This window comes from Streptomyces viridochromogenes DSM 40736, assembly GCF_000158955.1.
Classification (GTDB): domain Bacteria; phylum Actinomycetota; class Actinomycetes; order Streptomycetales; family Streptomycetaceae; genus Streptomyces; species Streptomyces venetus.
Map to the genome: position 1 here is coordinate 5799694 of NZ_GG657757.1, position 22287 is coordinate 5821980.

20 protein-coding genes and 1 pseudogene are annotated in these 22287 nt (G+C 72.2%); 14 read left to right on the forward strand and 7 right to left on the reverse strand.

The annotated features are described in order from the left end of the window. Window positions 1-102: 102 nt before the first annotated feature. The 3 genes from SSQG_RS25680 to SSQG_RS25690 all read left to right on the forward strand — a co-directional run bounded on the left by SSQG_RS25680 (window position 103) and on the right by SSQG_RS25690 (window position 2491). Complete coding sequence (locus tag SSQG_RS25680; RefSeq protein WP_003992772.1) at window positions 103-744, forward strand: DUF6758 family protein; 642 nt, start codon at window positions 103-105, stop codon at window positions 742-744. Between the two features lie 192 nt (window positions 745-936). Further along, on the forward strand, window positions 937-1797 hold the full coding sequence (locus tag SSQG_RS25685) for a PHP domain-containing protein (RefSeq protein ID WP_003992773.1): 861 nt from the start codon (window positions 937-939) through the stop codon (window positions 1795-1797). Window positions 1798-1885: 88 nt separating this feature from the next. Beyond that, complete coding sequence (locus SSQG_RS25690) at window positions 1886-2491, forward strand: MarC family protein (protein ID WP_003992774.1); 606 nt, start codon at window positions 1886-1888, stop codon at window positions 2489-2491. Between the two features lie 235 nt (window positions 2492-2726). Here SSQG_RS25690 and SSQG_RS40415 read toward each other — a convergent pair whose 3' ends face one another. Next, the gene (locus SSQG_RS40415) at window positions 2727-2903 is read right to left on the reverse strand and encodes a hypothetical protein (RefSeq protein WP_167545766.1); all 177 of its coding nucleotides are present in this window, start codon (window positions 2901-2903) and stop codon (window positions 2727-2729) included. A 205-nt stretch (window positions 2904-3108) separates the two neighbouring features. On the opposite strand from SSQG_RS40415, the gene SSQG_RS25695 reads away from it, so the two are divergent. Next, window positions 3109-4002: an NYN domain-containing protein gene (locus tag SSQG_RS25695; protein ID WP_039933614.1), complete on the forward strand. Its 894-nt coding sequence runs from the start codon at window positions 3109-3111 to the stop codon at window positions 4000-4002. Here SSQG_RS25695 and SSQG_RS25700 read toward each other — a convergent pair. Beyond that, on the reverse strand, window positions 3999-4871 hold the full coding sequence (locus tag SSQG_RS25700) for an alpha/beta fold hydrolase (protein ID WP_003992777.1): 873 nt from the start codon (window positions 4869-4871) through the stop codon (window positions 3999-4001). The two genes, SSQG_RS25695 and SSQG_RS25700, sit on opposite strands and share 4 nt — an antisense overlap. A gap of 133 nt (window positions 4872-5004) precedes the next feature. Then, complete coding sequence (locus SSQG_RS25705) at window positions 5005-7722, reverse strand: DEAD/DEAH box helicase (protein ID WP_039935428.1); 2718 nt, start codon at window positions 7720-7722, stop codon at window positions 5005-5007. Window positions 7723-8197: 475 nt separating this feature from the next. On the opposite strand from SSQG_RS25705, the gene SSQG_RS25710 reads away from it, so the two are divergent. Continuing rightward, a complete protein-coding gene (locus SSQG_RS25710; protein ID WP_208865668.1) occupies window positions 8198-8947 on the forward strand; it encodes a ferritin-like fold-containing protein in 750 nt (249 codons plus the stop codon). A gap of 59 nt (window positions 8948-9006) precedes the next feature. Here SSQG_RS25710 and SSQG_RS25715 read toward each other — a convergent pair whose 3' ends face one another. From SSQG_RS25715 to SSQG_RS25730, 4 genes are all read right to left on the reverse strand, one after another. Beyond that, entirely contained in the window at window positions 9007-9276 is a 270-nt protein-coding gene (locus SSQG_RS25715; RefSeq protein WP_003992781.1) for a hypothetical protein, read from the reverse strand. Between the two features lie 195 nt (window positions 9277-9471). Further along, the gene (locus tag SSQG_RS25720) at window positions 9472-9699 is read right to left on the reverse strand and encodes a DUF3107 domain-containing protein (RefSeq protein ID WP_030232462.1); all 228 of its coding nucleotides are present in this window, start codon (window positions 9697-9699) and stop codon (window positions 9472-9474) included. A 135-nt stretch (window positions 9700-9834) separates the two neighbouring features. Beyond that, window positions 9835-10482: a TetR/AcrR family transcriptional regulator gene (locus tag SSQG_RS25725; protein WP_003992783.1), complete on the reverse strand. Its 648-nt coding sequence runs from the start codon at window positions 10480-10482 to the stop codon at window positions 9835-9837. A gap of 203 nt (window positions 10483-10685) precedes the next feature. Continuing rightward, window positions 10686-10910: a hypothetical protein gene (locus SSQG_RS25730; protein WP_003992784.1), complete on the reverse strand. Its 225-nt coding sequence runs from the start codon at window positions 10908-10910 to the stop codon at window positions 10686-10688. Between the two features lie 249 nt (window positions 10911-11159). Here SSQG_RS25730 and SSQG_RS25735 point away from each other — a divergent pair, with 249 nt between their 5' ends. The 9 genes and pseudogenes from SSQG_RS25735 to SSQG_RS25770 all read left to right on the forward strand — a co-directional run. Next, window positions 11160-12200, forward strand: a complete 1041-nt coding sequence (locus tag SSQG_RS25735) for an alpha/beta fold hydrolase (protein ID WP_003992785.1) — start codon at window positions 11160-11162, stop codon at window positions 12198-12200. Between the two features lie 221 nt (window positions 12201-12421). Further along, on the forward strand, window positions 12422-13747 hold the full coding sequence (locus SSQG_RS25740) for a DUF3152 domain-containing protein (protein ID WP_425315002.1): 1326 nt from the start codon (window positions 12422-12424) through the stop codon (window positions 13745-13747). Between the two features lie 68 nt (window positions 13748-13815). Beyond that, a complete protein-coding gene (locus SSQG_RS43740) occupies window positions 13816-13908 on the forward strand; it encodes an Ms4533A family Cys-rich leader peptide (protein WP_311774658.1) in 93 nt (30 codons plus the stop codon). Window positions 13909-14093: 185 nt separating this feature from the next. After that, window positions 14094-15812, forward strand: a complete 1719-nt coding sequence (locus SSQG_RS25745) for an ABC transporter substrate-binding protein (protein WP_003992787.1) — start codon at window positions 14094-14096, stop codon at window positions 15810-15812. Between the two features lie 4 nt (window positions 15813-15816). Further along, window positions 15817-16827, forward strand: a complete 1011-nt coding sequence (locus SSQG_RS25750) for an ABC transporter permease (protein ID WP_003992788.1) — start codon at window positions 15817-15819, stop codon at window positions 16825-16827. Beyond that, a complete protein-coding gene (locus SSQG_RS25755) occupies window positions 16824-17822 on the forward strand; it encodes an ABC transporter permease (RefSeq protein WP_003992789.1) in 999 nt (332 codons plus the stop codon). Before SSQG_RS25750 ends, SSQG_RS25755 begins: the two co-directional genes overlap by 4 nt. Next, window positions 17819-19399, forward strand: a complete 1581-nt coding sequence (locus SSQG_RS25760; RefSeq protein WP_003992790.1) for a dipeptide ABC transporter ATP-binding protein — start codon at window positions 17819-17821, stop codon at window positions 19397-19399. The genes SSQG_RS25755 and SSQG_RS25760 overlap by 4 nt, the downstream gene beginning before the upstream one ends. Window positions 19400-19588: 189 nt before the next feature. Next, window positions 19589-21309, forward strand: a pseudogene (locus SSQG_RS25765) (DUF3492 domain-containing protein). Then, the coding region (locus tag SSQG_RS25770; RefSeq protein ID WP_003992792.1) for a hypothetical protein at window positions 21306-22287 on the forward strand (982 nt) is incomplete at its 3' end. The pseudogene SSQG_RS25765 and the gene SSQG_RS25770, both read left to right, overlap by 4 nt.

A 22287-nucleotide genomic window follows, 5' to 3' on the forward strand; every position in this document is an offset into this window, starting at 1 on the left:
TGCTAATTAATGCAAGCTACACCTAGCTCCTGAGTGAAGGGTTCCGTCCGGTTGGGTGATCGTCCTTGACGCGGCGGGGCGGGGGTAGGACCGTGGGGCCCTATGAGGGGCGAACCCAGTTGCCCGAAGTGCGGTGGCCGGGTCAGGGCTCCCGGTCTCTTCTCCGACTCCTGGCAGTGCGATGTGCACGGCACCGTCCATCCGGTGCAGCCCGTGATACCGCCCAGCGTCGACGCCCTCAACGTCGTGGTGCACCGCACCCAGGTGCCGGTGTGGATGCCCTGGCCGCTGCCGGTCGGCTGGCTGTTCACGGGCGTGGCCTGCGCGGGGGACGACCGTACGGGGGGACGGGCGACGGCGGTGGCCTGCACGGGGCCGGGGCCGCTCGGCGGGATGGGCGAGCTGATCCTGGTCGCGGAGGAACTCGGCGTCGGCCTCGGCGCGCGGTACGCGGGGATGGATGGGCCGGACCCCGGGCCCTCCATGGACGTCGGGAAGCCGGCTCAGGCGAAGGTGCTCGCCGCGGGGCGGCCGACGCCGCTGTGGCATGTGTCGGGGGCGCCGGACGACCGGGCCGTCTTCGCCGGTGAGGCGCTGGGGATGTGGCTGTGGGCCGTGGTGTGGCCCGAGCAGTCGGGGTTGTTGATGTACGACGAGCTGGTGCTGGCGGACCTGCGGGATGCGGGGGCCGAGGTGGAGCTGGTGCCGTGCGGTGCGTTGTCGCCGCGCTTGCTTCAGCCGTAGCGCCTACTGGGGTGGGGGTTTGGGTGCGTTGGCGGCTGCCGGCTGGGTGTGGCTGGTCGCGCAGTTCCCCGCGCCCCTTTGAGGGCGTTGGTGTAGGGGGCGCTTGGGGGGTTCGGGTGTGACAGTGGGTGTTGAAAATGCGGTTATCCTTGAGCAGCCCTGTTCGTGTCGTCCGTGTCTGGAGTTCGTGTCGTGCGTATCGATCTGCACACCCACTCCACTGCCAGCGACGGCACGGACGCTCCGGCCGAGCTGGTGCGCAAGGCCGCGGCGACCGGGCTGGACGTCGTCGCCCTGACCGATCACGACACGACCCGTGGGCACGCCGAGGCGATCGCCGCGCTGCCCGAGGGGCTCACGCTGGTCACCGGGGCCGAGCTCTCCTGCCGCCTCGACGGGATCGGCATGCACATGCTGGCCTACCTCTTCGACGCCGACGAACCGGCGCTGCTCGCCGAGCGTGAGCTCGTCCGGGACGACCGGGTGCCCCGGGCCCAGGGCATGATCGCCAAGCTGCGGGAGCTGGGCGTCCCGGTGACCTGGGAGCAGGTGGCCCGGATCGCCGGTGACGGATCCGTCGGGCGCCCGCACGTGGCGAGCGCGCTCGTCGAGCTGGGTGTCGTGCCGACCGTGAGCGACGCCTTCACGCAGGACTGGCTGGCCGACGGCGGCCGCGTCTTCGTGGAGAAGCACGAGACCGACCCCTTCGAGGCGATCCGGCTGATCAAGGGCGCGGGCGGGGTCGCGGTGTTCGCGCACCCCGGGGCGAGCAAGCGGGGGCGTACGGTGCCGGAGGCCGCGATCGCGGAGATGGCCGTGGCCGGGCTGGACGGCATCGAGGTCGACCACATGGACCATGACGCGGACACGCGCGCGCGGTTGCGGGGGCTGGCGAAGGAGCTGGGGCTTCTTGTGACCGGGTCCTCGGACTACCACGGCAGTCGGAAGACCTGTGTGCTCGGGGAGTACACGACGGATCCCGAGGTGTACGGGGAGATCACGCGGCGGGCCTTCGGGGCGTTTCCCGTGCCGGGGGCCGGCGGGGCCGTCTGAGGTTCCTCTCCTCCAGGTTTCTTTTCAGGCACTCGGCGTTGCCGGCTGCCCCGCCCGCCCCCGCCACACTCGCAAGGCCATCACTGTCATGTTCGACATCGCCGTCTTCGGCTCTCTCTTTCTCACGCTCTTCGTCATCATGGATCCCCCGGGGATCACCCCGATCTTCCTCGCGCTCACCGCCGGGCGGCCCGGCAAGGTGCAGAAGCGGATGGCCTTTCAGGCCGTCTGTGTCGCCGGTGGGGTGATCACGGTGTTCGGGCTGCTCGGGCATCAGATCCTGAACTATCTGCACGTCTCCGTGCCCGCGCTGATGATCGCGGGTGGGCTGCTGCTTCTGCTCATCGCGCTCGATCTGCTGACCGGCAAGACCGACGAGCCGAAGCAGACCAAGGACGTCAACGTCGCCCTCGTGCCGCTGGGCATGCCGTTGCTGGCGGGGCCCGGGGCGATCGTGTCGGTCATCCTCGCCGTGCAGAAGGCGCACAGCGTCGCCACGCAGGTGTCGGTGTGGACGGCCATCCTCGCCATCCACGTCGTGCTGTGGCTGGTGATGCGCTACTCGCTGGTGATCATCCGGATCATCAAGGACGGTGGCGTGGTCCTGGTGACGCGGCTCGCGGGCATGATGCTCTCCGCGATCGCCGTGCAGCAGATCATCAACGGGGTCACGCAGGTGATTCGGGGGAGCTGACCGGGCGCGTCACGGCCGGGGGCCGGTGAGCACCGAGCCGCGCGGCCTCGGCGGCGGCCTGTTCGTGCAGTTCCGGGTGCGGCCGGCCCGTCACCGACATCCGGCCCACCGTCCTGTTCCCGCTGTCGCCGCGCCCCTCAGCCAGTACGCCCCCGGCCACGGTGGTCCGAACAGCAAAGCCCCCGCACGGCCGGTGCCGGGCGGGGGCTTCGAGGTGTGGGGAGAGCCGCGCGCGTTATGAGGCCGTGGTCTCGGCCGGGCGGATCCACAGGCGCTGCCCGATGGCGGCGGCCTGCTGAACGATGCGGTTGACGGAGGCGGCGTCCACAACGGTCGAGTCCACAGGCGTGCCGTCGACGTCGTCGAGTCGCATGATTTCGAAGCGCAAGGGCTTCTCCCTTCGTCTGGTCATCCTCCTGAGGAGAACTACTTGAGTGCGTGGTCCACCAGGCTGCGCCGCTCGGTGTTCCGTATGAGTCAACAGGGCTGCATGGGTCAAACATTCCCTACGCTAAGGAAATTTTTCGATCGGCTAATTACTGAGCCGTAAGAGTGTCGTTACGAGACCGACCGGGACCGTTTGTGCTCGCAGCGTGACCGCCGGGACAATGGAGGTGATGAACGACGACCTCGCGGCCCTCAGCGCCCGCATCGACCGCACCAACGAGCTGCTCCAGCGCATGCTCGCCGAGGTGGCGAAGACGCCCTCGACCCATGCGATCTTCGTCGATGCCGGGTACCTCTACGCCGCCGCGGGACGGCTCGTCGCCGGTACGGAGGACCGCAGGGCCTTCGACCTGGACCCCGAGGGCCTGATCGACGCGCTCATCGACAAGGCCCGCACGATCTTCGCCGACAGCAGGCTGCTGCGGGTCTACTGGTACGACGGTGCCCGCCGCCGCATCCACACGGCGGAGCAGCAGAGCATCGCCGAACTGCCCGACGTGAAAGTGCGGCTGGGCAACCTGAACGCCAACAACCAGCAGAAGGGCGTCGACTCGCTCATCCGCACCGACCTGGAGTCACTCGCCCGGCACCGCGCCATCAGCGACGCCGCCCTGCTCGGCGGCGACGAGGACCTGGTGTCGGCGGTGGAGGCGGCCCAGGGGTACGGCGCCCGCGTCCACCTCTGGGGCATCGAGGCACCGGAGGGCCGCAACCAGGCGGAACCGCTGCTGTGGGAGGTCGACAGCCAGCGCACCCTGGACCTCGACTTCTTCAAGCCGTACGTCTCCCGCCGCACGGCCGCCGCCTACGAGGCGACCACGGGCCGGCCCACCCGCGAGGACGTGCGGTTCGTGGGCGCCCAGATCGCCGCGAAGTGGCTGGCGGCGCGCGGCCGGGACGCGCTCGTGGAGCTGTTGCCCGGGCACCCCTACCTGCCCGGTTCGGTGGATCAGGATCTGCTGGTGGAGGCGGAGGGGCTGTTGCAGTACTCGCTGCGCGGGCAGGCGGACCTGCGGCGTGCGCTGCGGGACGGCTTCTGGGAACATCTGCGAACCCTGTACTAGGCCGCGCGGGTGCTGTCCCAGAAGTCGGCCAGGGCCCGGGCCGTGGGCAGGGGCTGGTCGGCGTTGGGGGAGTGCTCGGCGCCCATGACGACCGTGCGGTGCGCGGACAGCCGTGCGGCCATGTCGTCGAGGACCGCCAGCGGCCAGGTGTCGTCGTGCGCCCCCGAGAGCACATGGAACGGCAGCGGCACGGCCGCCAGTTCGGCGACGCGGTCCGGCTCGGTGCACAGCTGGCGCCCCGTCGCGAGGAGTTGGGCGGGCTTGGTGCCCAGCCAGCGGCGGCGCAACTGCTCCTGGTCGCCGAGGCCGCGGGCGGGCCCGCCGACCTCCTCCGGAGGCCCCATCGCCTCGATGGCCTCCCACACCTTCTCCATCGACATCGAGGCGAGCGCGTCCCGCAGCAGCTTCACACGCTGCCGCTGCGAGACCGAGATCTCCGCCGGGCCGGACGAGACGAGGGTGAGGGAGAGGAAGGGGGAGTGGTCGAGCAGTACGGCCGCACGGGCGATCTGCCCGCCGAGCGAATGGCCGACCAGGTGCACGGGCACGCCCAGCGCGGCGGCCTGCGCGAGCACGTCCCGCGCCAGTTCCCGCTGGGCGTAGGCGGTTTCGTCGTCCGCCGGCCCGTCCGACTCGTACTGTCCCCGCCCGTCCACGGCGACGACCCGGTACCCACGCGCCCCGAGCGGCTCGTGCAGCAGCCCGAAGTCCTCCTTGCTGCCAGTGAATCCGGGCACCATCAGGGCGACGCCCTTGACCTCCCCCTCCGTCCTCGGCGACGAGTCGACGACGGCGAACTCGCCGCGGGTCGTGCGCAGGGGGTATGCGCGGGCGCCCGGCGGCGGGGTGAAGGTCGGTTGCCTGGTCACGGGGTGAGGGTAACGGGTGAGGGTGTGGTCGCGGGTGCGCGCCGACGGGCGGCGTCCGCGACGGCCGCACCCCGGGGGAAGGCCGACGGCCCGGCCCCACGCTGGGTGGGACCGGGCCGCCGGGGGGGGAGTGTCAGCCCTCCGTGGGCTCCGCGGTGGCCGTGGCCTTGCGGGTGCGGCGGACCTTCGGCTTCGCCTCGGCCGCGTCCTCCGAGACCTCGGCGGACGCCGTGGACTTCCGCGTGCGGCGCGGCTTCGTGGCCTCGGCCGCCTCCGGGGCGTGAGCGGCCTGCGCCGGGATCTCGGCGGTGGTGACGGCGGTGGTCGCGGCGCTCTCGGTGGCCTTGCGGGTGCGGCGGCGCGGCTTGGCCTCCGTACCTTCGGCGGTGTCGACGGCGGCCTCGGCCGCCGCGGCCGTCTTCCGCGTACGGCGCGGCTTGGCCTCGGTGGCCTCCGCGTCCGGAGCCGCGGCAGCCGTCTTCCGCGTACGGCGCGGCTTGGCGTCGGTCGCCTCGGCCGTGTCGGCACTCGCCTCGGCCTTGGCCGTCGCCTTACGGGCACGCCGCGGCTTGGCCTCGGCGGCCTCCGGGTCGTGAGCGGCCTGGGCCGGGATCTCGGCGGTGGTGACGGCGGTGGTCGCGGCGCTCTCGGCGGCCTTGCGGGTGCGGCGGCGCGGCTTGGCCTCCGTGCCCTCGGCGGTGTCGACGGCGGCCTCGGCCGCTGCCGTCGCCTTGCGGGTGCGCCTGGGCTTGGCCTCGGTGGCCTCGGCCGTGTCGACCGGGTCCGTCGCGGCTGCCGCCTTGCGGGTGCGGCGGGGCTTGGTCTCCGCGGCTTCGGCGGTGTCGACGGCCGCTTCGGCCGGTGCGGCGGTCTTCCGCGTACGGCGCGGCTTGGCCTCGGCGGTCTCGGCCGTGTCCACGGCCTCCTCTGCCGCGGTGGCGGCCTTGCGCGTGCGGCGCGGCTTGGTCTCCGTGGCCTCGGCCGAGTCGGCGGGGGCCTCGGACTTCGCCGCAGCCTTGCGGGTGCGCCGCGGCTTCGTCTCCGTCGGTTCCGGGGTGGCCTCTATGGTGCCCTCGGCCGTGTCGACCGCGGTCTCGGCCGCGGACGCCGTGGTGGTCCTGCGGGTACGGCGGCGCGGCGTTGTGGCGGTCGCGACCGACGCGGCGTCCGCGTCCGCCGGGGCCTTCGCCGAGGGCGTCGGCTCCGTGGCCGACGGCGTCACCGCGGCCTCGGTCTCCACCGCCGGCGTCTCCACCGGGGTCTCCGACCTGCGCGTACGGCGCCGGCGCGGCTTGGCCGCCGCCTCAGTCGCCTCCGTGCCGGTGCCCTCCGCGGTCGCCACGGCGTTCTCCGCCTGCTCGGACGCGGGCGTCTCGACCGCCGCGACCGGCGCCGACTGGGACGGGGCGCCGCCGCGGGTGCGGCGACGGCGACGCGGGGTGCGAGGTGCCGTGACGGCCTCCGCCTCGGCGGCGCCGCCCGTGACCGTGGTCTCCGGCGTGGTCGTGCCGACGGACTCCGGTGCCCCGTCCAGCGGCGCCCCGCTGCGGGTACGGCGGCGGCGTCGCGGCGTACGCGGCGAACGCTCATGGTCGGCCGACCGGGACTGGTCCCGGTCGCCACGGCCCCGGCCTCCGCGCCCGCGCGGCGCCCGGCCGCCCGGCTCGCCCAGGTCTTCCAGCTGCTCCGCGTCCAGCCCGGCGCGCGTGCGCTCCGAGCGCGGCAGGACGCCCTTCGTGCCCTCGGGAATGCCGAGGTCGGAGTAGAAGTGCGGGGAGGTGGAGTACGTCTCCGGCGGGTCGTTGAAGTCCAGCTCCAGCGCCTTGTTGATCAGCTGCCAGCGCGGGATGTCGTCCCAGTCGACCAGCGTGATCGCCGTACCCTTCGCGCCCGCGCGGCCCGTACGGCCGATGCGGTGCAGGTACGTCTTCTCCTCTTCCGGCGACTGGTAGTTGATGACGTGCGTCACGCCCTCGACGTCGATGCCGCGGGCGGCGACGTCGGTGCAGACGAGCACGTCCACCTTGCCGTTGCGGAAGGCCCGCAGCGCCTGCTCACGGGCGCCCTGGCCGAGGTCGCCGTGGACCGCGCCGGAGGCGAAACCGCGCTGCTTCAGCTGGTCCGCGAGATCGGCCGCCGTGCGCTTGGTGCGGCAGAAGACCATGGCCAGCCCCCGGCCCTCGGCCTGGAGGATGCGCGCGACCATCTCGGGCTTGTCCATGTTGTGCGCGCGGTAGATGTACTGCTTGGTGTTCGCGACCGTCGCGCCCGCGTCGTCCGGCGACGTGGCACTGATGTGCGTGGGCTGCGACATGTAGCGGCGGGCGAGGCCGATGACCGCGCCCGGCATGGTCGCCGAGAACAGCATGGTCTGACGCCGCACCGGCAGCATGTTGATGATCTTCTCGACGTCGGGCAGGAAGCCCAGGTCGAGCATCTCGTCGGCCTCGTCCAGGACGAGGGACTTGACGTGCTTCAGGTTCAGCTTCTTCTGCCCGGCGAGGTCGAGCAGCCGGCCCGGGGTGCCGACGACCACGTCGACGCCCTTCTTGAGGGCCTCGACCTGGGGCTCGTAGGCCCGGCCGCCGTAGATGGCGAGGACGCGGACGTTGCGCACCTTGCCCGCGGTCAGCAGGTCGTTGGTGACCTGCGTGCACAGCTCGCGCGTGGGGACGACGACGAGCGCCTGCGGGGCCTCGGTGAGCGCCTCGGGCTCGGCGCGCCCGGCCTCGACGTCGGCGGGGACGGTGACGCGCTCGAGGAGCGGGAGACCGAAGCCCAGCGTCTTGCCGGTACCGGTCTTGGCCTGGCCGATGACGTCCTTGCCCGACAGGGCCACAGGGAGCGTCATCTCCTGGATGGGGAAGGGGGTCATGATGCCGACGGCCTCAAGGGCTTCGGCGGTCTCGGGGAGGATTCCGAGCTCTCGGAACGTAGTCAGGGTGCTGCCTCTTCTGTGTGGGCGGCGCGAGGCGAGCGCGGGGTCGTGTCAGACCGTGCCGGGGACGTCGGCTGCCTACGGGCGGGCCGTAGAGCACGGGACCGCGCCGACGCTCTAGCGCTCATGCCGCTGAGGGTGTCCCCCTCCGGATCTCGTACGCACTGTGGCGGACGGCCGACGAGGGCTGTCGGGTCGGAGCCGATCGGGCCACCGACCGGGCATCCTCATACGTGCGGCCTGTCGAGGTACGGCAACGTACCAGCAGGCGCATTACCACCATACCCCGGATTCCCGCACATGCGATGGCCGATTTGGTCACGTAGTCGTCGTCACAGTGATTGACCAGGGCCTTACGCCTCCCGGCGGGCGGGCTATTGTGCGCTTCATGACGAGCTCTGACAAGCCTGAGAACGCCTCGGAAACCGCCCCCGCCGAACACACCGGAGTCGCCGCCCAGGACTGGGCGACGGCCTCCGCCGACCCGCAGTACCGCGCCGCGGTCGTGGACCTGCTCGGAGCGCTCGCGTACGGGGAGCTGGCGGCGTTCGAGCGGCTCGCGGAGGACGCCAAGCTGGCACCAACGCTGGAGGACAAGGCGGAGCTGGCGAAGATGGCGTCGGCCGAGTTCCACCACTTCGAGAGGCTGCGCGACCGGCTCGCGGAGATCGGCGAGGAGCCGACGCAGGCGATGGAGCCGTTCGTCGCCGCGTACGACGGGTTCCACAAGCAGACGGCTCCCTCGGACTGGCTGGAGGGGCTCGTCAAGGCGTACGTCGGCGACTCGATCGCCAGCGACTTCTACCGTGAGGTGGCCGCGCGGCTGGACTCCGACTCCCGCGGTCTGGTGCTGGCGGTCCTCGACGACACCGGGCACGGCGGCTTCGCCGTGGAGAAGGTGCGGGCCGCGATCGACGCCGACCCCCGGGTGGGCGGCCGGCTCGCGCTGTGGGCGCGGCGGCTGATGGGCGAGGCCCTGTCGCAGTCCCAGCGCGTGGTCGCCGACCGGGACGCCCTGTCGACCATGCTGGTGGGAGGCGTCGCCGACGGCTTCGACCTGGCGGAGGTCGGCAAGATGTTCTCGCGGATCACCGAGGCCCACACCAAGCGGATGGCCGCGCTGGGCCTGGCCGCCTAGCGCTCGTCATCAGGTGGTCCCCGCCGGGCGCGCGGTTCCGCGCGCCCCTGGCGGTTCGGCTACGCCGTCGCTGATCGTCGGCGCAGGCGCCCCGCCGGACGCAGCAGCAGCGACAGCGAGGCCGCCGAGACGATCACCGCACCGAGCAGGACCACCAGCAGATGCCCGGCCTCCAGCGCGCTGTGCATCACGAACGCGCCGAAGAGCGCGCCGGCGACGCCGGTCGACAGGACCAGCGGGCGGGCCGGGAGACGGTGCGGCAGGCGGTGCGACGCCGCCCACGCCAGAGCCAGGCCGAGGATCGCGGAGCTCAGCGCTTCCAGGAGCATGTCGGGGTCCCTCCCACACGGCCGGCCTGCCCAAATCGGTCGTAGCCCGTCTTACCCCTGACCTGCGGAATCCAATCCACCCCTGTGGGCGATTTGTGCTCCATCCGTGGAGTGATCCGTGTGCCGCGCGGGTGGGGAGAACGCGAACGGGGCGGGATGGCCCATGGCCGCCCCGCCCCGTCCCACGTGGTGCGCCTAGAGCGCGCCGAAGCCCACCTTGCGCGGAGCCGGCTCGCCGATCTCGACGTAGGCGAGACGGTCGGCCGGAACCAGGACCTTGCGGCCGTGCTCGTCCACGAGGCTGAGCAGCTGTGACTTCCCGGCCAGAGCCTCGGCCACCACGCGCTCGACCTCCTCGGGGCTCTGACCGCTCTCCAGAACGATCTCGCGGGGCGCGTGCTGCACGCCGATCTTGACCTCCACGGCTATGTCCCTCCGACGGTCAGTGATGTGCGCGACCTTCCGCGCCGTACGCAGCACACATTAGCCCGGTGAGGGGATCCGCACGCTCCGCCCGAGAACGCCACGAGCGAACATCGGGCGGGAACAAGGCGGCCCTCAGTGGTGCTGCTGGTCGGTCCCGTGCAGCGGGAAGCCCGCGATACCGCGCCAGGCCAGCGAGGTGAGCAGCTGCACGGCCTGCTCGCGCGGCACGCTGCGGTCGCTGTGCAGCCAGGACCGCGCCACCACCTGTGCGAGACCGCCCATGCCCGAGGCGAGCAGCATCGACTCCGCGCGCGAGAGGCCGGTGTCCTCGGCGATCACGTCGCAGATGGCCTCCGCGCACTCGTTGGTGACCTTGTCCACGCGCTCGCGCACGGCGGGCTCGTTCGTCAGGTCCGATTCGAAGACCAGGCGGAAGGCACCGCCGTCGTCCTCGACGTACGCGAAGTAGGCGTCCATCGTGGCGCGGACGCGCTGCTTGTTGTCGGTCGTCGACGCCAGCGCGCTCCGCACGGACTGGATGAGCGCTTCGCAGTGCTGGTCCAGCAGCGCGAGATAGAGGTCGAGCTTGCCCGGGAAGTGCTGGTAGAGCACGGGCTTGCTGACACCGGCGCGCTCGGCGATGTCATCCATCGCGGCCGCGTGGTAGCCCTGGGCCACGAACACCTCCTGGGCGGCTCCCAGGAGCTGGTTCCGTCGGGCACGGCGTGGCAGGCGTGTGCCCCGTGGGCGAACCGCCTCTGTCTGCTCGATGGCTGTCACGCCGCCTCCCATAGTCGTCCTGCGGATCTGGCCGCGTCGCCATCGTACTTTTCGGTAACCGTGGTGTGCGCGGTGAGAGCGCAGAATTTCACGGACCGGACGGTTACGAAAGTGGTTGAGAAGGTTTCAAACAGGGATAGAGCGGGCAAAATGCGCCTCCCTTCCTGCTCACCGGTGCTCAGTGTCGCCCTCGGCGGCATGCATCAGCGGTAGTCGTCCTCGTCGAGCGAGACGACCCGGGCCTGCTCGACCAGATCGGCCTCGTTGGCACGGTCCGGGTCGACGCCGGTCAGCGGGTCGTCGCCCTTCGGCGCGATGTCCGCGTGCTGCTCGGCCGCGTCGACCTCGGGGGCCTCGACGTCGAACTCAGGCGTTTCCGGCGCGTCCTCGGCCTCGAACGTCTCAGGGTCGGTGGGGTCAACGGCCATGCTGGGCTCCCTTCCTACGAACGTCCCTGGGGATGCAGGGGCCACACGCGGGTGCCCTCTGTACGAGCCTAGGAGACACCCGATCCGGACGCTATGCGATCCGCGTCCGGGACGTGACGCAGTGCGCATCCCGCCGGCTGATTCTCGGGTGCCCCCTCCTGGCTCCTCAATGGCAGTCGCTCCCCGATGGCCGATTCCTGTGACGGCGAACACATGAGCCACTACGTGATCGTCTCGTAACATTGCCGCATGTCTTCGACCGAGCTGCCGTTCGTGCCGCCCGCCAACGTGCTGCCGAAGGTGGGGGGCGTCAGGGTCGCGGAGGGCGAGCGGCTCAGGTCGGTCGAGCTTCCCGGGGTCACACTGACGGTGCGGTCGCGACGCCCCGTGCGCGAGGGGCTGCCTCCCGCGCTGTACGTGCACGGGCTCGGGGGTTCCTCGCAGAACTGGTCGGCGCTCATGCCGCTGCTGGACGACGTCGTCGACAGCGAGGCACTGGACCTGCCGGGCTTCGGTGACTCCCCGCCGCCGGACGACGGCGACTACTCCGTCACCGGCCACGCGCGTGCGGTGATCCGCTACCTCGACGCCACCGGGCGCGGCCCCGTCCACCTGTTCGGCAACTCGCTCGGCGGCGCCGTCACCACTCGTGTCGCGGCGGTACGGCCCGATCTCGTCCGTACGCTCACGCTCGTGTCGCCCGCTCTGCCCGAGATCCGAGTGCAGCGCTCCGCCGTTCCGACGGGGCTGCTCGCGGTGCCCGGCGTCGCCCTGCTCTTCACCCGGCTCACCCGGGGATGGACGGCGGAGCAACGGGTCCACGGTGTGATGGCGCTGTGCTACGGGGATCCGGGCCGGGTGACGCCGGAAGGTTTCCGCAACGCCGTGCAGGAGATGGAACGGCGGCTGCGGCTGCCGTACTTCTGGGACGCCATGGCGCGTTCCGCGCGTGGCATCGTCAACGCGTACACGCTGGGCGGCCAGCAGGGTCTGTGGCGCCAGGCCGAACGGGTCCTCGCGCCGACGCTTCTCGTCTACGGCGGCCGGGACCAGCTGGTCGGCTTCCGCATGGCGCAGCGGGCGGCCCGGGCTTTCCGTGACTCACGTCTCGTGACGTTGCCGGACGCGGGACACGTGGCCATGATGGAGTACCCGGAGACGGTGGCCTTGGCGTTTCGCGAACTTCTCGAAGATGCGGGAGAGTTGGGTGAGCGGCGGACGCGGGACGCGGACGCCCGGGCGGATCCGGCCGCCGACGAGGAACACACTGACGAGAGCATGGGGGGCTGAGGCGCGAGGTGGGACGCCACAGCCGTCGCGGGCCCGTCGCCAAGGGCGACACCGCGGACACAACCGCAGTACGGGAAGGCCGGACCGGGCCGGGACAGTGGCCGGGTCAAGGTGAAGGTCAGGATCAGGGCCAGGCGCCGGACACCGGCCGGGGCGACCGCGCGGCACCGCCGCGCTCCGGACAGACGGGCCGGCCGCCCCAGGGCCCGGCCCCTCGGCGCATGCCGGGGCCCCGCCCCGCCCCGGGCAACGGGGCACCCGCGCAAGGCACGCCGCGTCCGCCCGGCGGGACTCCCGCGCAGGGCGTTCCGCGGCTTCAGGACGGCACGCCGGCGCGAGGTGTTCCACGGCCTCCGGACGGCACCCCCGCGCGCGGGGTGCCCCGGCTGTCCGACGGCACCCCTCCGCACGGCTTCCCCCACGCCCGCGGCGGGCACCCCGAGCAGCGGGAGGCCGGGGGCGGCTGGGGTGAGCTGAGGGCTGACGGCGCGCCGATACCTCGGCAGCGACGGGCGCCCGTGCCCGGACCGCGGCAGGAGTACCTCGACGCCTTCGGCGAGGGTGACGACGCTTTCGCGCCCGGCACGCCCGCCTCCGCCCGCGCGGCGGACGCCTACGCCTCCGTCACCAGCTGGAACCCGAGCGCCTCGGCAGGCGGTCGCTTCGGCGACCACGAACACGATCACGACGACGCTCACGATGACGACGCGGAGCCCACCGGTGCACCCGCGCCGGGCAAGGGCGCCAAGGGCCGTACCTTCACCGGTATCGCGGCCGCCGCCGTCACCACCGTGCTGGCCGTGATCGTCGCCGGTCAGGTCGCCGACGGCAACGGCGATGCCGGCACGCAGTCGCAGTCCGCCGCCGACCAAGGCCGCGGCGACGTACGGGACTCCGCCTCCCGGGCGGACGGCCGTGCGCCCGCCCCGGACTCCGGCACGAAGGCGCTGACGTACGGCGAGGCGATGGCCAGGACCTACCCGCTCGGCGCCAAGCTCAAGGGTTCGGGGAAGTTCGACGCCGTCCCCGGTATCGCCAAGGCACCCGGCTCGGGGCAGAAGTTCACCTACCGGGTGGACGTGGAGCAGGGGCTCGGGCTCGACGGCGTGCTCTTCGCCGAGGCCGTCCAGAAGACGCTCAACGACCAGCGCAGTTGGGCCCACAACGGCGCCCGCACCTTCGAGCGCATCCACTCCGGCAACCCCGACTTCGTGATCACCCTCGCCAGCCCCGGCACGACCGCCGACTGGTGCGAGAAGTCCGGCCTGGACACCACCGTGGACAACGTCTCCTGCGACTCGCTCGCCACCGAGCGCGTGATGATCAACGCCTACCGGTGGGCGCAGGGCTCGGAGACGTACGGTGACAAGATCCACGCCTACCGGCAGATGCTGATCAACCACGAGGTCGGCCACCGCCTCGGCTACAACCACGTCACCTGCGACAAGAACGGCGACCTCGCCCCGGTCATGCAGCAGCAGACCAAGTTCCTCGACCACGACGGCATCCACTGCCGGGCCAATCCCTGGCCGTATCCCAGGAGTTGACAGGCGTCACAGGGAGCGGCCCACGTCCCGCGTTGACAGGCGCCGAAAGTTCGTTCATATTTCTGGGCATGTCGCCCCGTCATGTATCCGTTCGCGCCGCCATCGAGCTGGCGCTCATCGGCGTGACCCCGCTCTGCGTGGCCGACATCCACTGTTGCTGACGCCCGCCCCAGGCGCGCGTCGCGAACCCGACCCCCTCCTTGTGACCTCCGTCACGGCCTGTCCGTGACCCCGGTCGCGGCATCTTCGACGACCCGGCGCCCGGGGAGACGTCTGCTCAGTCTCGTCTCACCCTTCGTCTCTTCGTCTCGCGATCCGAGACATCATCCGAGAGGTCGTCATTCCGATGCGCCAACCGTCCGTCACAGCGCGCCGCGTGGCCGCGGCATCCGTCAGCCTGGTCCTGGCAGCGGGTGCCGCCGCCTGCGGGCCGAAGGACAACGATGCCAAGGGCGCCGGCGGCGACTCCACGCCCCACAAGGGGGGCACCCTCAGTGTGCTGAACGCGAGCCCTCAGGAGGACTTCGACCCGGCGCGGCTGTACACCTCCGGCGGCGGCAACGTCCCGTCCCTGGTCTTCCGTACGCTCACCACCCGCAACCGCGAGAACGGCGCCGCCGGCACCGAGGTCGTCCCGGACCTCGCCACCGACACCGGGCGCCCCAGCAAGGGCGCGACAGTGTGGACGTACACCCTGAAGAAGGGCCTCACGTACGAGGACGGCACCCCGATCACCTCGGCCGACATCAAGTACGGCATCGAGCGCTCCTTCGCACCCGAACTCTCCGGCGGTGCCCCCTACCTGCGGGACTGGCTGGTCGGGGCCGCCGACTACCAGGGCCCGTACAAGGACAAGAAGGGCCTCGACGCGATCGAGACGCCGGACGAGCGGACCATCGTCTTCCGTCTGAACAAGCCCGAGGGCGAGTTCCCCTACCTCGCCACACAGACGCAGTTCACGCCCGTCCCGAAGAGCAAGGACACGGGCACGAAGTACGAGGAGCACCCCGTCTCGTCGGGGCCGTACAAGGTCGTGCGGAACGAGAACGACGGCGAGCGGCTGGTCCTGGAGCGCAACCCGCACTGGTCCGCCTCGACCGACGCCGAACGCAAGGCCTACCCGGACAAGATCGACGTACGGTCGGGGCTGGACTCGGCCGTGATCAACCAGCGGCTGTCCGCGTCCCAGGGGGCGGACGCCGCCGCCGTCACCACGGACACCAACCTCGGCCCCGCCGAACTGGCCAAGGTGACCGGCGACAAGGACCTCGCCTCGCGCGTCGGCACCGGGCACTTCGGCTACACCAACTACATCGCGTTCAATCCGACCGTGAAGCCGTTCGACGACCCCAAGGTGCGGCAGGCGATCTCGTACGCCATCGACCGGTCGTCCGTGGTCAACGCCGCCGGCGGGTCCGCGCTCGCCGAGCCCGCCACCACCTTCCTGCCGGACCAGAAGTCCTTCGGGTACACGCCCTACGACCTCTTCCCGGCGGGCAAGGCCGGTGACCCGGCCAAGGCCAAGGAGCTGCTGAAGGAGGCCGGCCACCCGAACGGGCTCACCGTCACGCTGACGCACTCCAACGCCAAGGACTTCGAGACCAGCCCCGAGATCGCGACCGCCATCCAGGACGCGCTGAAGAAGGCCGGCATCACGGTCAAGCTGCAGGGCCTGGAGGACAACGACTACTCCGACAAGATCCACAGCGTGAAGACCGAGCCGGGCTTCTTCCTCGCCCACTGGGGAGCCGACTGGCCCTCCGGCGGCCCGTTCCTCGCCCCGATCTTCGACGGCCGGCAGATCGTCAAGGACGGCGCGAACTTCAACACCGGCCTGCTGAACGACAAGTCGGTCAATGCCGAGATCGACGCGATCAACAAGCTGACGGATCTCGACCAGGCCGCCGAGAGGTGGGGTGCGCTGGACAAGAAGATCGGCGAGAAGGCCCTCACCGTCCCGCTGTTCCACCCCGTCTACAAGCGACTGGTCGGCAAGGACGTCAAGAACGTCGTGATCAGCGACTGGACCGGCGTGCTGGACATCTCCCAGGTCGCGGTGAAGTGACACCGTGAGTGAGGCACTTCTCGCCGTCGAGGCGGCCGCGACGGACACCACCGTCCCGGCCGCCTCGGGGGCTCGTCAGTTCTGGCGGCGGCTGCGCACGCAGCGCGCCGCCCTCGTAGCGGCCGGAGTCGTCGCGCTGCTCGTCCTGGTCGCTCTCGCCGCGCCGCTGCTCACCGCCCTGGAAGGCCAGGACCCGACCACCTACCACCCCTCCCTCGTGGACTCCGCGCGCGGCGGCGTGCCCATCGGGTCCCTCGGCGGAGCGAGCGCCGACCACTGGTTCGGCGTCGAACCGCAGACCGGCCGGGACCTGTTCGCGCGTCTGGTCCACGGCGCACGCGTGTCCTTGGGCGTCGCCCTGGCCGCGACCGTGGTGCAGGTCGCCATCGGGACCACCGTGGGCGTCGCGGCCGCGCTGGGGAAGCGATGGGTTGATCAACTGCTGAGCCGGTTCACGGACGTCATGGTCGCCATGCCGCTCATGATCATGTCGCTTGCGCTGCTCGCGATCGTGCCGCCGAGCTTCCCGCGGCCCGTGCTCGTCGCACTCGTCGTCGGCCTGATCGGCTGGGGCAACATCGCCCGGATCGTGCGGGCGCAGACGCTCACCCTCAAGGAACTCGACCACGTCGCCGCGGCACGGCTCAGCGGCTGGGGCACCTGGAGCATCGCCCGCCGCGAACTCCTGCCCGGGGTCGCCGCGCCCATCATCACGTACGCCGCGCTGCTCGTCCCGACGAACATCACCGTCGAGGCCGCCCTGTCCTTCCTCGGGGTGGGCGTGAAGCCGCCCACCCCCTCCTGGGGGCAGATGCTCACGGCCGCCGACGTCTGGTACCAGGCCGCCCCGCAGTACCTGCTGCTGCCCGCGGGCGCCCTGTTCATCACGGTGCTCGCCCTCACCGTCCTCGGCGACGGCGTCCGCACCGCCCTCGACCCGCGTGCGGCCTCCCGGCTGCGCATCGGGACGGGACGCAGGCGGGAGTCGAAGGCGGACGCGGGAGGCACGGCATGAACGGCGTCCCCGGCTTCGTCCTGCGCCGCGCCGTCGGCGCGGCCGTCACCCTGCTCGTCATCTCGGTGATCGTCTACGTCGTCTTCTACGCCACCCCCGGCAACGTCGCCCAGATCACCTGCGGTCCGCGCTGCTCACCGGAACAGGTGCACCAGGTGGCCCGGCAGCTGAACCTCGACGACCCGTTGTTCGTACGGTACGGGCACTTCCTGCAGGGCCTCGTCGCCGGCCAGGACTACTCGACCGGCACGTCCGTGCAGCACTGCTCCGCGCCCTGCCTCGGCCTGTCGTACCAGAGCGACCAGCAGGTCACGCAGCTGATCCTGACCAAGCTCCCGGTCAGCCTGTCCCTGGTGGCCGGCGCCATGGTCATCTGGCTGGTCCTCGGCGTCGGCACCGGTGTGCTCTCCGCCTGGCGGCGCGGCCGGCTCTCCGAGCGGGTGCTGACCGGCATCACCCTCGCCGGCACCGCCACCCCGGTCTTCGTCATCGGCCTGGTCCTGATGATCGTCGTCTGCGGGGAACTTCAGCTGCTGCCCTTCCCGCAGTACGTGGCGCTCGGTGACGACCCCGAACAATGGGCGTGGAACCTGCTGCTGCCCTGGCTGTCGCTCGCCCTCATCGAGGCCGCCGCGTTCGCCCGGCTGACCCGGGCCTCCATGCTGGAGACGCTGGCCGAAGACCACATCCGCACCTTCCGCGCGTACGGCGTCGGCGAACGGTCGATCGTCGGACGGCACGCCCTGCGTGGCGCGTTCGCGCCGGTCATCGCGCTGAACGCCAACAACGTCGGATCGGCGATCGGCGGCGCGGTGCTCACCGAGACACTGTTCGGCCTGCCCGGCGTCGGACAGGAACTCGTCCATGCCGTCAACGTCGTCGACCTGCCGGTCGTGGTCGGCATGGTCCTGGTCATCGGATTCTTCGTGGTCCTCGCCAACGCCGTCGCGGACGTCCTGTACGCGGTGGCCGACCGACGGGTGGTGCTGACATGAGCCTGGTCGACGTGACAGACCTCCGCGTGGACTTCGGCACGCTGCGTGCCGTCGACGGACTCTCCTTCCGCCTGGAGGAGGGCGCCGCCCTGGCCCTGGTCGGCGAGTCCGGCTCCGGCAAGTCGACGGTGGCGTCCGCGTTGCTCGGTCTGCACCGCGGCACCGGCGCGCGGGTCGAGGGCACGGTCGAGGTGGCCGGCACCGACGTGCAGCGGGCCTCCGACGAGGAGTTGCGGCGGCTGCGCGGCGGGCGAGCCGCCATGGTGTTCCAGGATCCGCTGTCCTCCCTCGACCCGTACTACGCGATCGGAGACCAGATCGCCGAGGTGTACCGGGTGCACGCGCGCGTGTCCCGGCGGGCGGCACGCGCGCGTGCCGTGGAGGTCCTCGACCGGGTGGGCATCCCGGACGCGGTCCGGCGGTCCCGGTCCCGGCCGCACGAGTTCAGCGGCGGCATGCGCCAGCGCGCCCTGATCGCCATGGCGCTCGCGTGCGAGCCCCGGCTGCTGATCGCCGACGAGCCGACGACCGCCCTCGACGTGACCGTCCAGGCCCAGGTCCTCGACCTGCTGCACACGCTGCGCGAGGAGACCGGCATGGGCCTGCTGCTCGTCACGCACGACGTCGGCGTCGCCGCCGAGAGCGTCGATGAGGTGCTGGTGATGCGGCACGGCCGGGCGGTGGAGCACGGGCCGGTCACCGCCGTCCTGGGCGCGCCGTCGGAGCCGTACACCCGGGACCTGCTCGCCGCGGTCCCGCGCGTGGACGCGTCGCGCGCCCCCTCCGAGGTGTCCGGCGAGGTGGTCCTCCGGGCCACGGGTCTGCGGCGCGAGTTCGGGCGCGGGAAGCGGGCGTTCACGGCCGTGGACGACGTGTCCCTGACCCTGCACCGCGGTGAGACGCTCGGCGTGGTCGGCGAGAGCGGCAGCGGCAAGACGACCCTGGGCCGCATGCTGGTGGGGCTGCTGGAACCCACGGCGGGACGGATCGAGCCGGGCGGCGGTGTACGCCCGGACGTGCAGATGGTCTTCCAGGACCCCGTCTCCTCCCTCAACCCGCGCCGCAGCGTGGGGGAGTCCATCGCGGACCCGCTGCGGGCACGCGGAGAGCGGGACGAGGGGCGCATCCGGGAGCGCGTACGGGAACTTCTGGAGCGCGTGGGGCTCGAAGCGGCGCACCACGACCGCTACCCGCACGAGTTCAGCGGCGGTCAGCGCCAGCGCGTCGGCATCGCGCGGGCACTCGCCGCCGACCCACGCGTCATCGTCTGCGACGAGCCCGTCTCCGCGCTCGACGTCACCACACAGGCACAAGTGGTCGCCCTCCTGGGAGAGCTGCAGCGCGAGCTCGGGCTGGCGCTGGTCTTCGTGGCGCACGACCTCGCCGTCGTACGCCAGGTCAGCGACCGGGTCGCGGTGATGCGCCGCGGCCGGATCGTCGAGTCCGGCCCGGCCGACCAGGTCTACGAGGACCCTCAGGACCCGTACACCCGGCAGCTCCTGGCCGCCGTACCGGCGCTCGACCCGGAGCTCGCGGCCCGGCGCAGGGCCGCCCGGCGGGAGTTGGCCATCGCGTGACGAGCCGTGTCCGGTTGATCTCCTAGCGCGACAAAACGCGACCCGCACGGGAAAGTTACGACCGTTCACCCCTTTTGGTGGTGCGACGGACAACCGTCCGTCGCACCACCGCCTTGTCCGCATACCTTCTTCCCGCTGCGAGCCGCCGGGCAACGGCGGCTCCCCATACGGGAGATCGGGGGTGCACTCGTGCGCATCGGACTGCTTACCGAGGGTGGCTATCCGTACGTGAGCGGTGACGCCAGGCTCTGGTGCGACCGGCTGGTGCGCGGGCTCGGACAGCACGAGTTCGACGTCTACGCGCTCAGCCGCAGCGAACACCAGGAGGACGAGGGCTGGATCCCGTTGCCCCCGCATGTCCGCAGGGTGCGCACCGCGCCGCTGTGGATGGCCGAGGACGACGGAGTGGTCCTCGGCCGCCGTGCCCGTCGGCGGTTCACCGAGTGCTTCGGCGAACTGGCGGCCGTGCTGTGCGGGGTGTCCGGAGGCGCTCCAGCGGCTGCCGAAGGACCCTCAGGGACGGCGCGGACCCCCGAGGCGGACCGTTTCGCCAACGCGCTGTACGGGCTGGCCGAACTCGCCCGCGAGGAGGGCGGACTGGCAGGAGCGCTCCGCTCCGAGACAGCCGTCCGCACGCTCGAACGCGCCTGTCGTGCGCCCGGCGCACACCGGGCTGCACGCGAGGCCCGGGTGCCGGATCTGCTCGCCGTGGCCGGACAGCTGGAACGCGCCCTGCGCCCGCTCTCCCTCGACTGGTACGAGGACGACGGGCTGGGCACGGTCGACCTCTGCCACGCCGCGTCCGGCGGCACCGCCGCCCTGCCGGGCCTGTTGGCCCGGCACTTCACCGGCGTGCCCCTGCTGGTGACCGAGTACGGCGTGCGCCTGCGGACGCACTACCTCACCGCCCCGGACGCCCCACCCGCCGTGCGGTCCCTGCTGGCGGCCTTCCACAACAGACTCGCGACCGAGGCCTACGCACGCGCCGTCCTCGTCACGGCCGGCAACGCCCACGCCCGCCGCTGGCAGGAGCGCTGTGGCGCCGACCGCGAGAAGCTCCGCACCGTCCACCCCGGCATGGACGCCCGGCCCTTCGCGGACGTCGGCGAGTCCCCGGAGTGTGCCGACCCGGGCACGCTCGTCTGGGTCGGGCGCGTCGAGCCCGCCAAGGACCTGGTCTCGCTGCTGCACGCCTTCGCGGAGATCCGCAAGCGGGAGCCCGCGACGCGCCTGCGCATCGTCGGAGCGCCCACCGGCCCCGAGGGCACGGCCTACCTCGGCCACTGCCGGACACTGGCCGCCCAGCTCTTCCCCGACGAGGCCGACGGCCCGCACACCGCCGGCGACAACCCGGTGTCCTTCGAGGAGATCGGCGGGCCGGAGCTCCCCGCCCGCTCCGACGCTACGCCTCGGGCGCCGTGACGGTCCTGTCCAGCGTCGTCGAGGGCTTCCCGATCGGCCTCGTCGAGGCCATGCTCTGCGGGCGCGCGACGGTGTCGACCGACGTCGGCGCGGTCGTCGAGGTCATCGGAGGCACCGGCCTCGTCGTCCCGCCCCGCAACCCCAGGGCGCTCGCCGAGGCGTGCGTGGCGTTGCTGCGCGACCCCGAACGCCGTGCGCGCCTGGGTGCCGCCGCCCGCGCCCGTGCCCTCGAACTGTTCACGGTCGAGCAGAACATCGAGGCATTTCACGGCATTTACCTCGAGATCGTTTCGCGCACCCCGGTCCGCCGCGTCGTCCTCGACCAGGCGGGGGAGCCGCTGCCCTTCGCCCACCCCGCCGAGGCCCACGTCCCCGTCCGCTGGTCGGCTTCGACATCCCCGCTCGCCGCTCGGAGCGCCCCCGGCTGGGCGATGGACCGACCCGTACGAGACGCCGGCCCCGTCCCGGCCCCGGAGGGAGCACGATGAACGACTTGGACGAACTGGGCCGCCCCGGGGCGTGGGACTCCGACCCGGAGCAGGCGCTGAGCCCCGTGACCACGGACCCGGCCGCCGCGGAGAAGACCACCGGCCGCGGACCGGCCGCCACGCGGCGCGGTGCCGCCGACCCCGTCAAGGCGCTGATGCACCGCCACCGCGAGCTGTGCGAACGCGCGGTGGACCCCCTCGAGATCGCGGCAGGCCTGGAAGCGCACGGCCTCACCGACCGGTCCGCCGCCCGCTTCCGCCACCGGGACGTCTTCTCGCTGGCGGAGGAGATGTTCGCGCGAGTGTCCCGGAACGGGGACGGGCCCCGGCCCGCCACGCCCGACGGCCCAGGGGTGCGCGCCGGCTGGGTCCTCCTGACTCTCCTGCCCGGCACGCTGTGCGCCGCCGCCGTGACCGCCACGCACCTCGCCCACGGCCGGTCCCGCCTCCTCGCGGTGGCCGCCGGCACTCTCGCCGTGGCCCTGGCCCTCCGCGCCGCCTCACGCCGCGGCCCCCTGAGTCCGAGCGACCGCGCCACCCCCCGCCCGACCGGCGCGTGGGTCTGCTGGCTCCTCGCCTACTCCCTCCTGGGTGACGGCCTGCTCCGCAGCGCCGTCGCCGGAGGCCCCGACGGCCTGCCCACCGGCACGGCCGACGGCCCCTGGCCGCTCACCGCCGCCCCCGTCCTGGCCCTCACCCTGGCCTGCGCGCCCGCGGCCTGGACGGCCCACCTCTTCACCGCCCGCGCCCGCCGCAAGCTCGCGGCGAGCCGCGGCCTGGAGGACTTCGCCGCCGCGGTACGACCGCTGCTCCTCGGCGCCTTCGCCCTGTTCCTGGGCGCCCTGACGGCGCTGCTCACCCTCTGCACCGCGGTCCTCGACGAACCCTCGGCCTACGCGGAGGTCCTCACCCTCGGCGCCCTCCTCTTCCTGGCCCGCCTCCTCACCACCCACGGCTTCACGTACGCCCCGGCCGTGG

Excerpts from the sequence above, each read along its gene's own strand:
- SSQG_RS25680 (WP_003992772.1), top strand. The coding sequence starts at position 103 with ATGAGGGGCGAACCCAGTTGCCCGAAGTGCGGTGGCCGGGTCAGGGCT.
- SSQG_RS25690 (WP_003992774.1), top strand. The coding sequence starts at position 1,886 with ATGTTCGACATCGCCGTCTTCGGCTCTCTCTTTCTCACGCTCTTCGTC.
- SSQG_RS40415 (WP_167545766.1), bottom strand. The coding sequence starts at position 2,903 with ATGACCAGACGAAGGGAGAAGCCCTTGCGCTTCGAAATCATGCGACTC.
- SSQG_RS25695 (WP_039933614.1), top strand. The coding sequence starts at position 3,109 with ATGAACGACGACCTCGCGGCCCTCAGCGCCCGCATCGACCGCACCAAC.
- SSQG_RS25705 (WP_039935428.1), bottom strand. The coding sequence starts at position 7,722 with ATGACGCTCCCTGTGGCCCTGTCGGGCAAGGACGTCATCGGCCAGGCC.
- SSQG_RS25710 (WP_208865668.1), top strand. The coding sequence starts at position 8,198 with ATGACGAGCTCTGACAAGCCTGAGAACGCCTCGGAAACCGCCCCCGCC.
- SSQG_RS25715 (WP_003992781.1), bottom strand. The coding sequence starts at position 9,276 with ATGCTCCTGGAAGCGCTGAGCTCCGCGATCCTCGGCCTGGCTCTGGCG.
- SSQG_RS25730 (WP_003992784.1), bottom strand. The coding sequence starts at position 10,910 with ATGGCCGTTGACCCCACCGACCCTGAGACGTTCGAGGCCGAGGACGCG.
- SSQG_RS25735 (WP_003992785.1), top strand. The coding sequence starts at position 11,160 with ATGTCTTCGACCGAGCTGCCGTTCGTGCCGCCCGCCAACGTGCTGCCG.
- SSQG_RS25740 (WP_425315002.1), top strand. The coding sequence starts at position 12,422 with ATGCCGGGGCCCCGCCCCGCCCCGGGCAACGGGGCACCCGCGCAAGGC.
- SSQG_RS43740 (WP_311774658.1), top strand. The coding sequence starts at position 13,816 with ATGTCGCCCCGTCATGTATCCGTTCGCGCCGCCATCGAGCTGGCGCTC.
- SSQG_RS25745 (WP_003992787.1), top strand. The coding sequence starts at position 14,094 with ATGCGCCAACCGTCCGTCACAGCGCGCCGCGTGGCCGCGGCATCCGTC.
- SSQG_RS25755 (WP_003992789.1), top strand. The coding sequence starts at position 16,824 with ATGAACGGCGTCCCCGGCTTCGTCCTGCGCCGCGCCGTCGGCGCGGCC.
- SSQG_RS25760 (WP_003992790.1), top strand. The coding sequence starts at position 17,819 with ATGAGCCTGGTCGACGTGACAGACCTCCGCGTGGACTTCGGCACGCTG.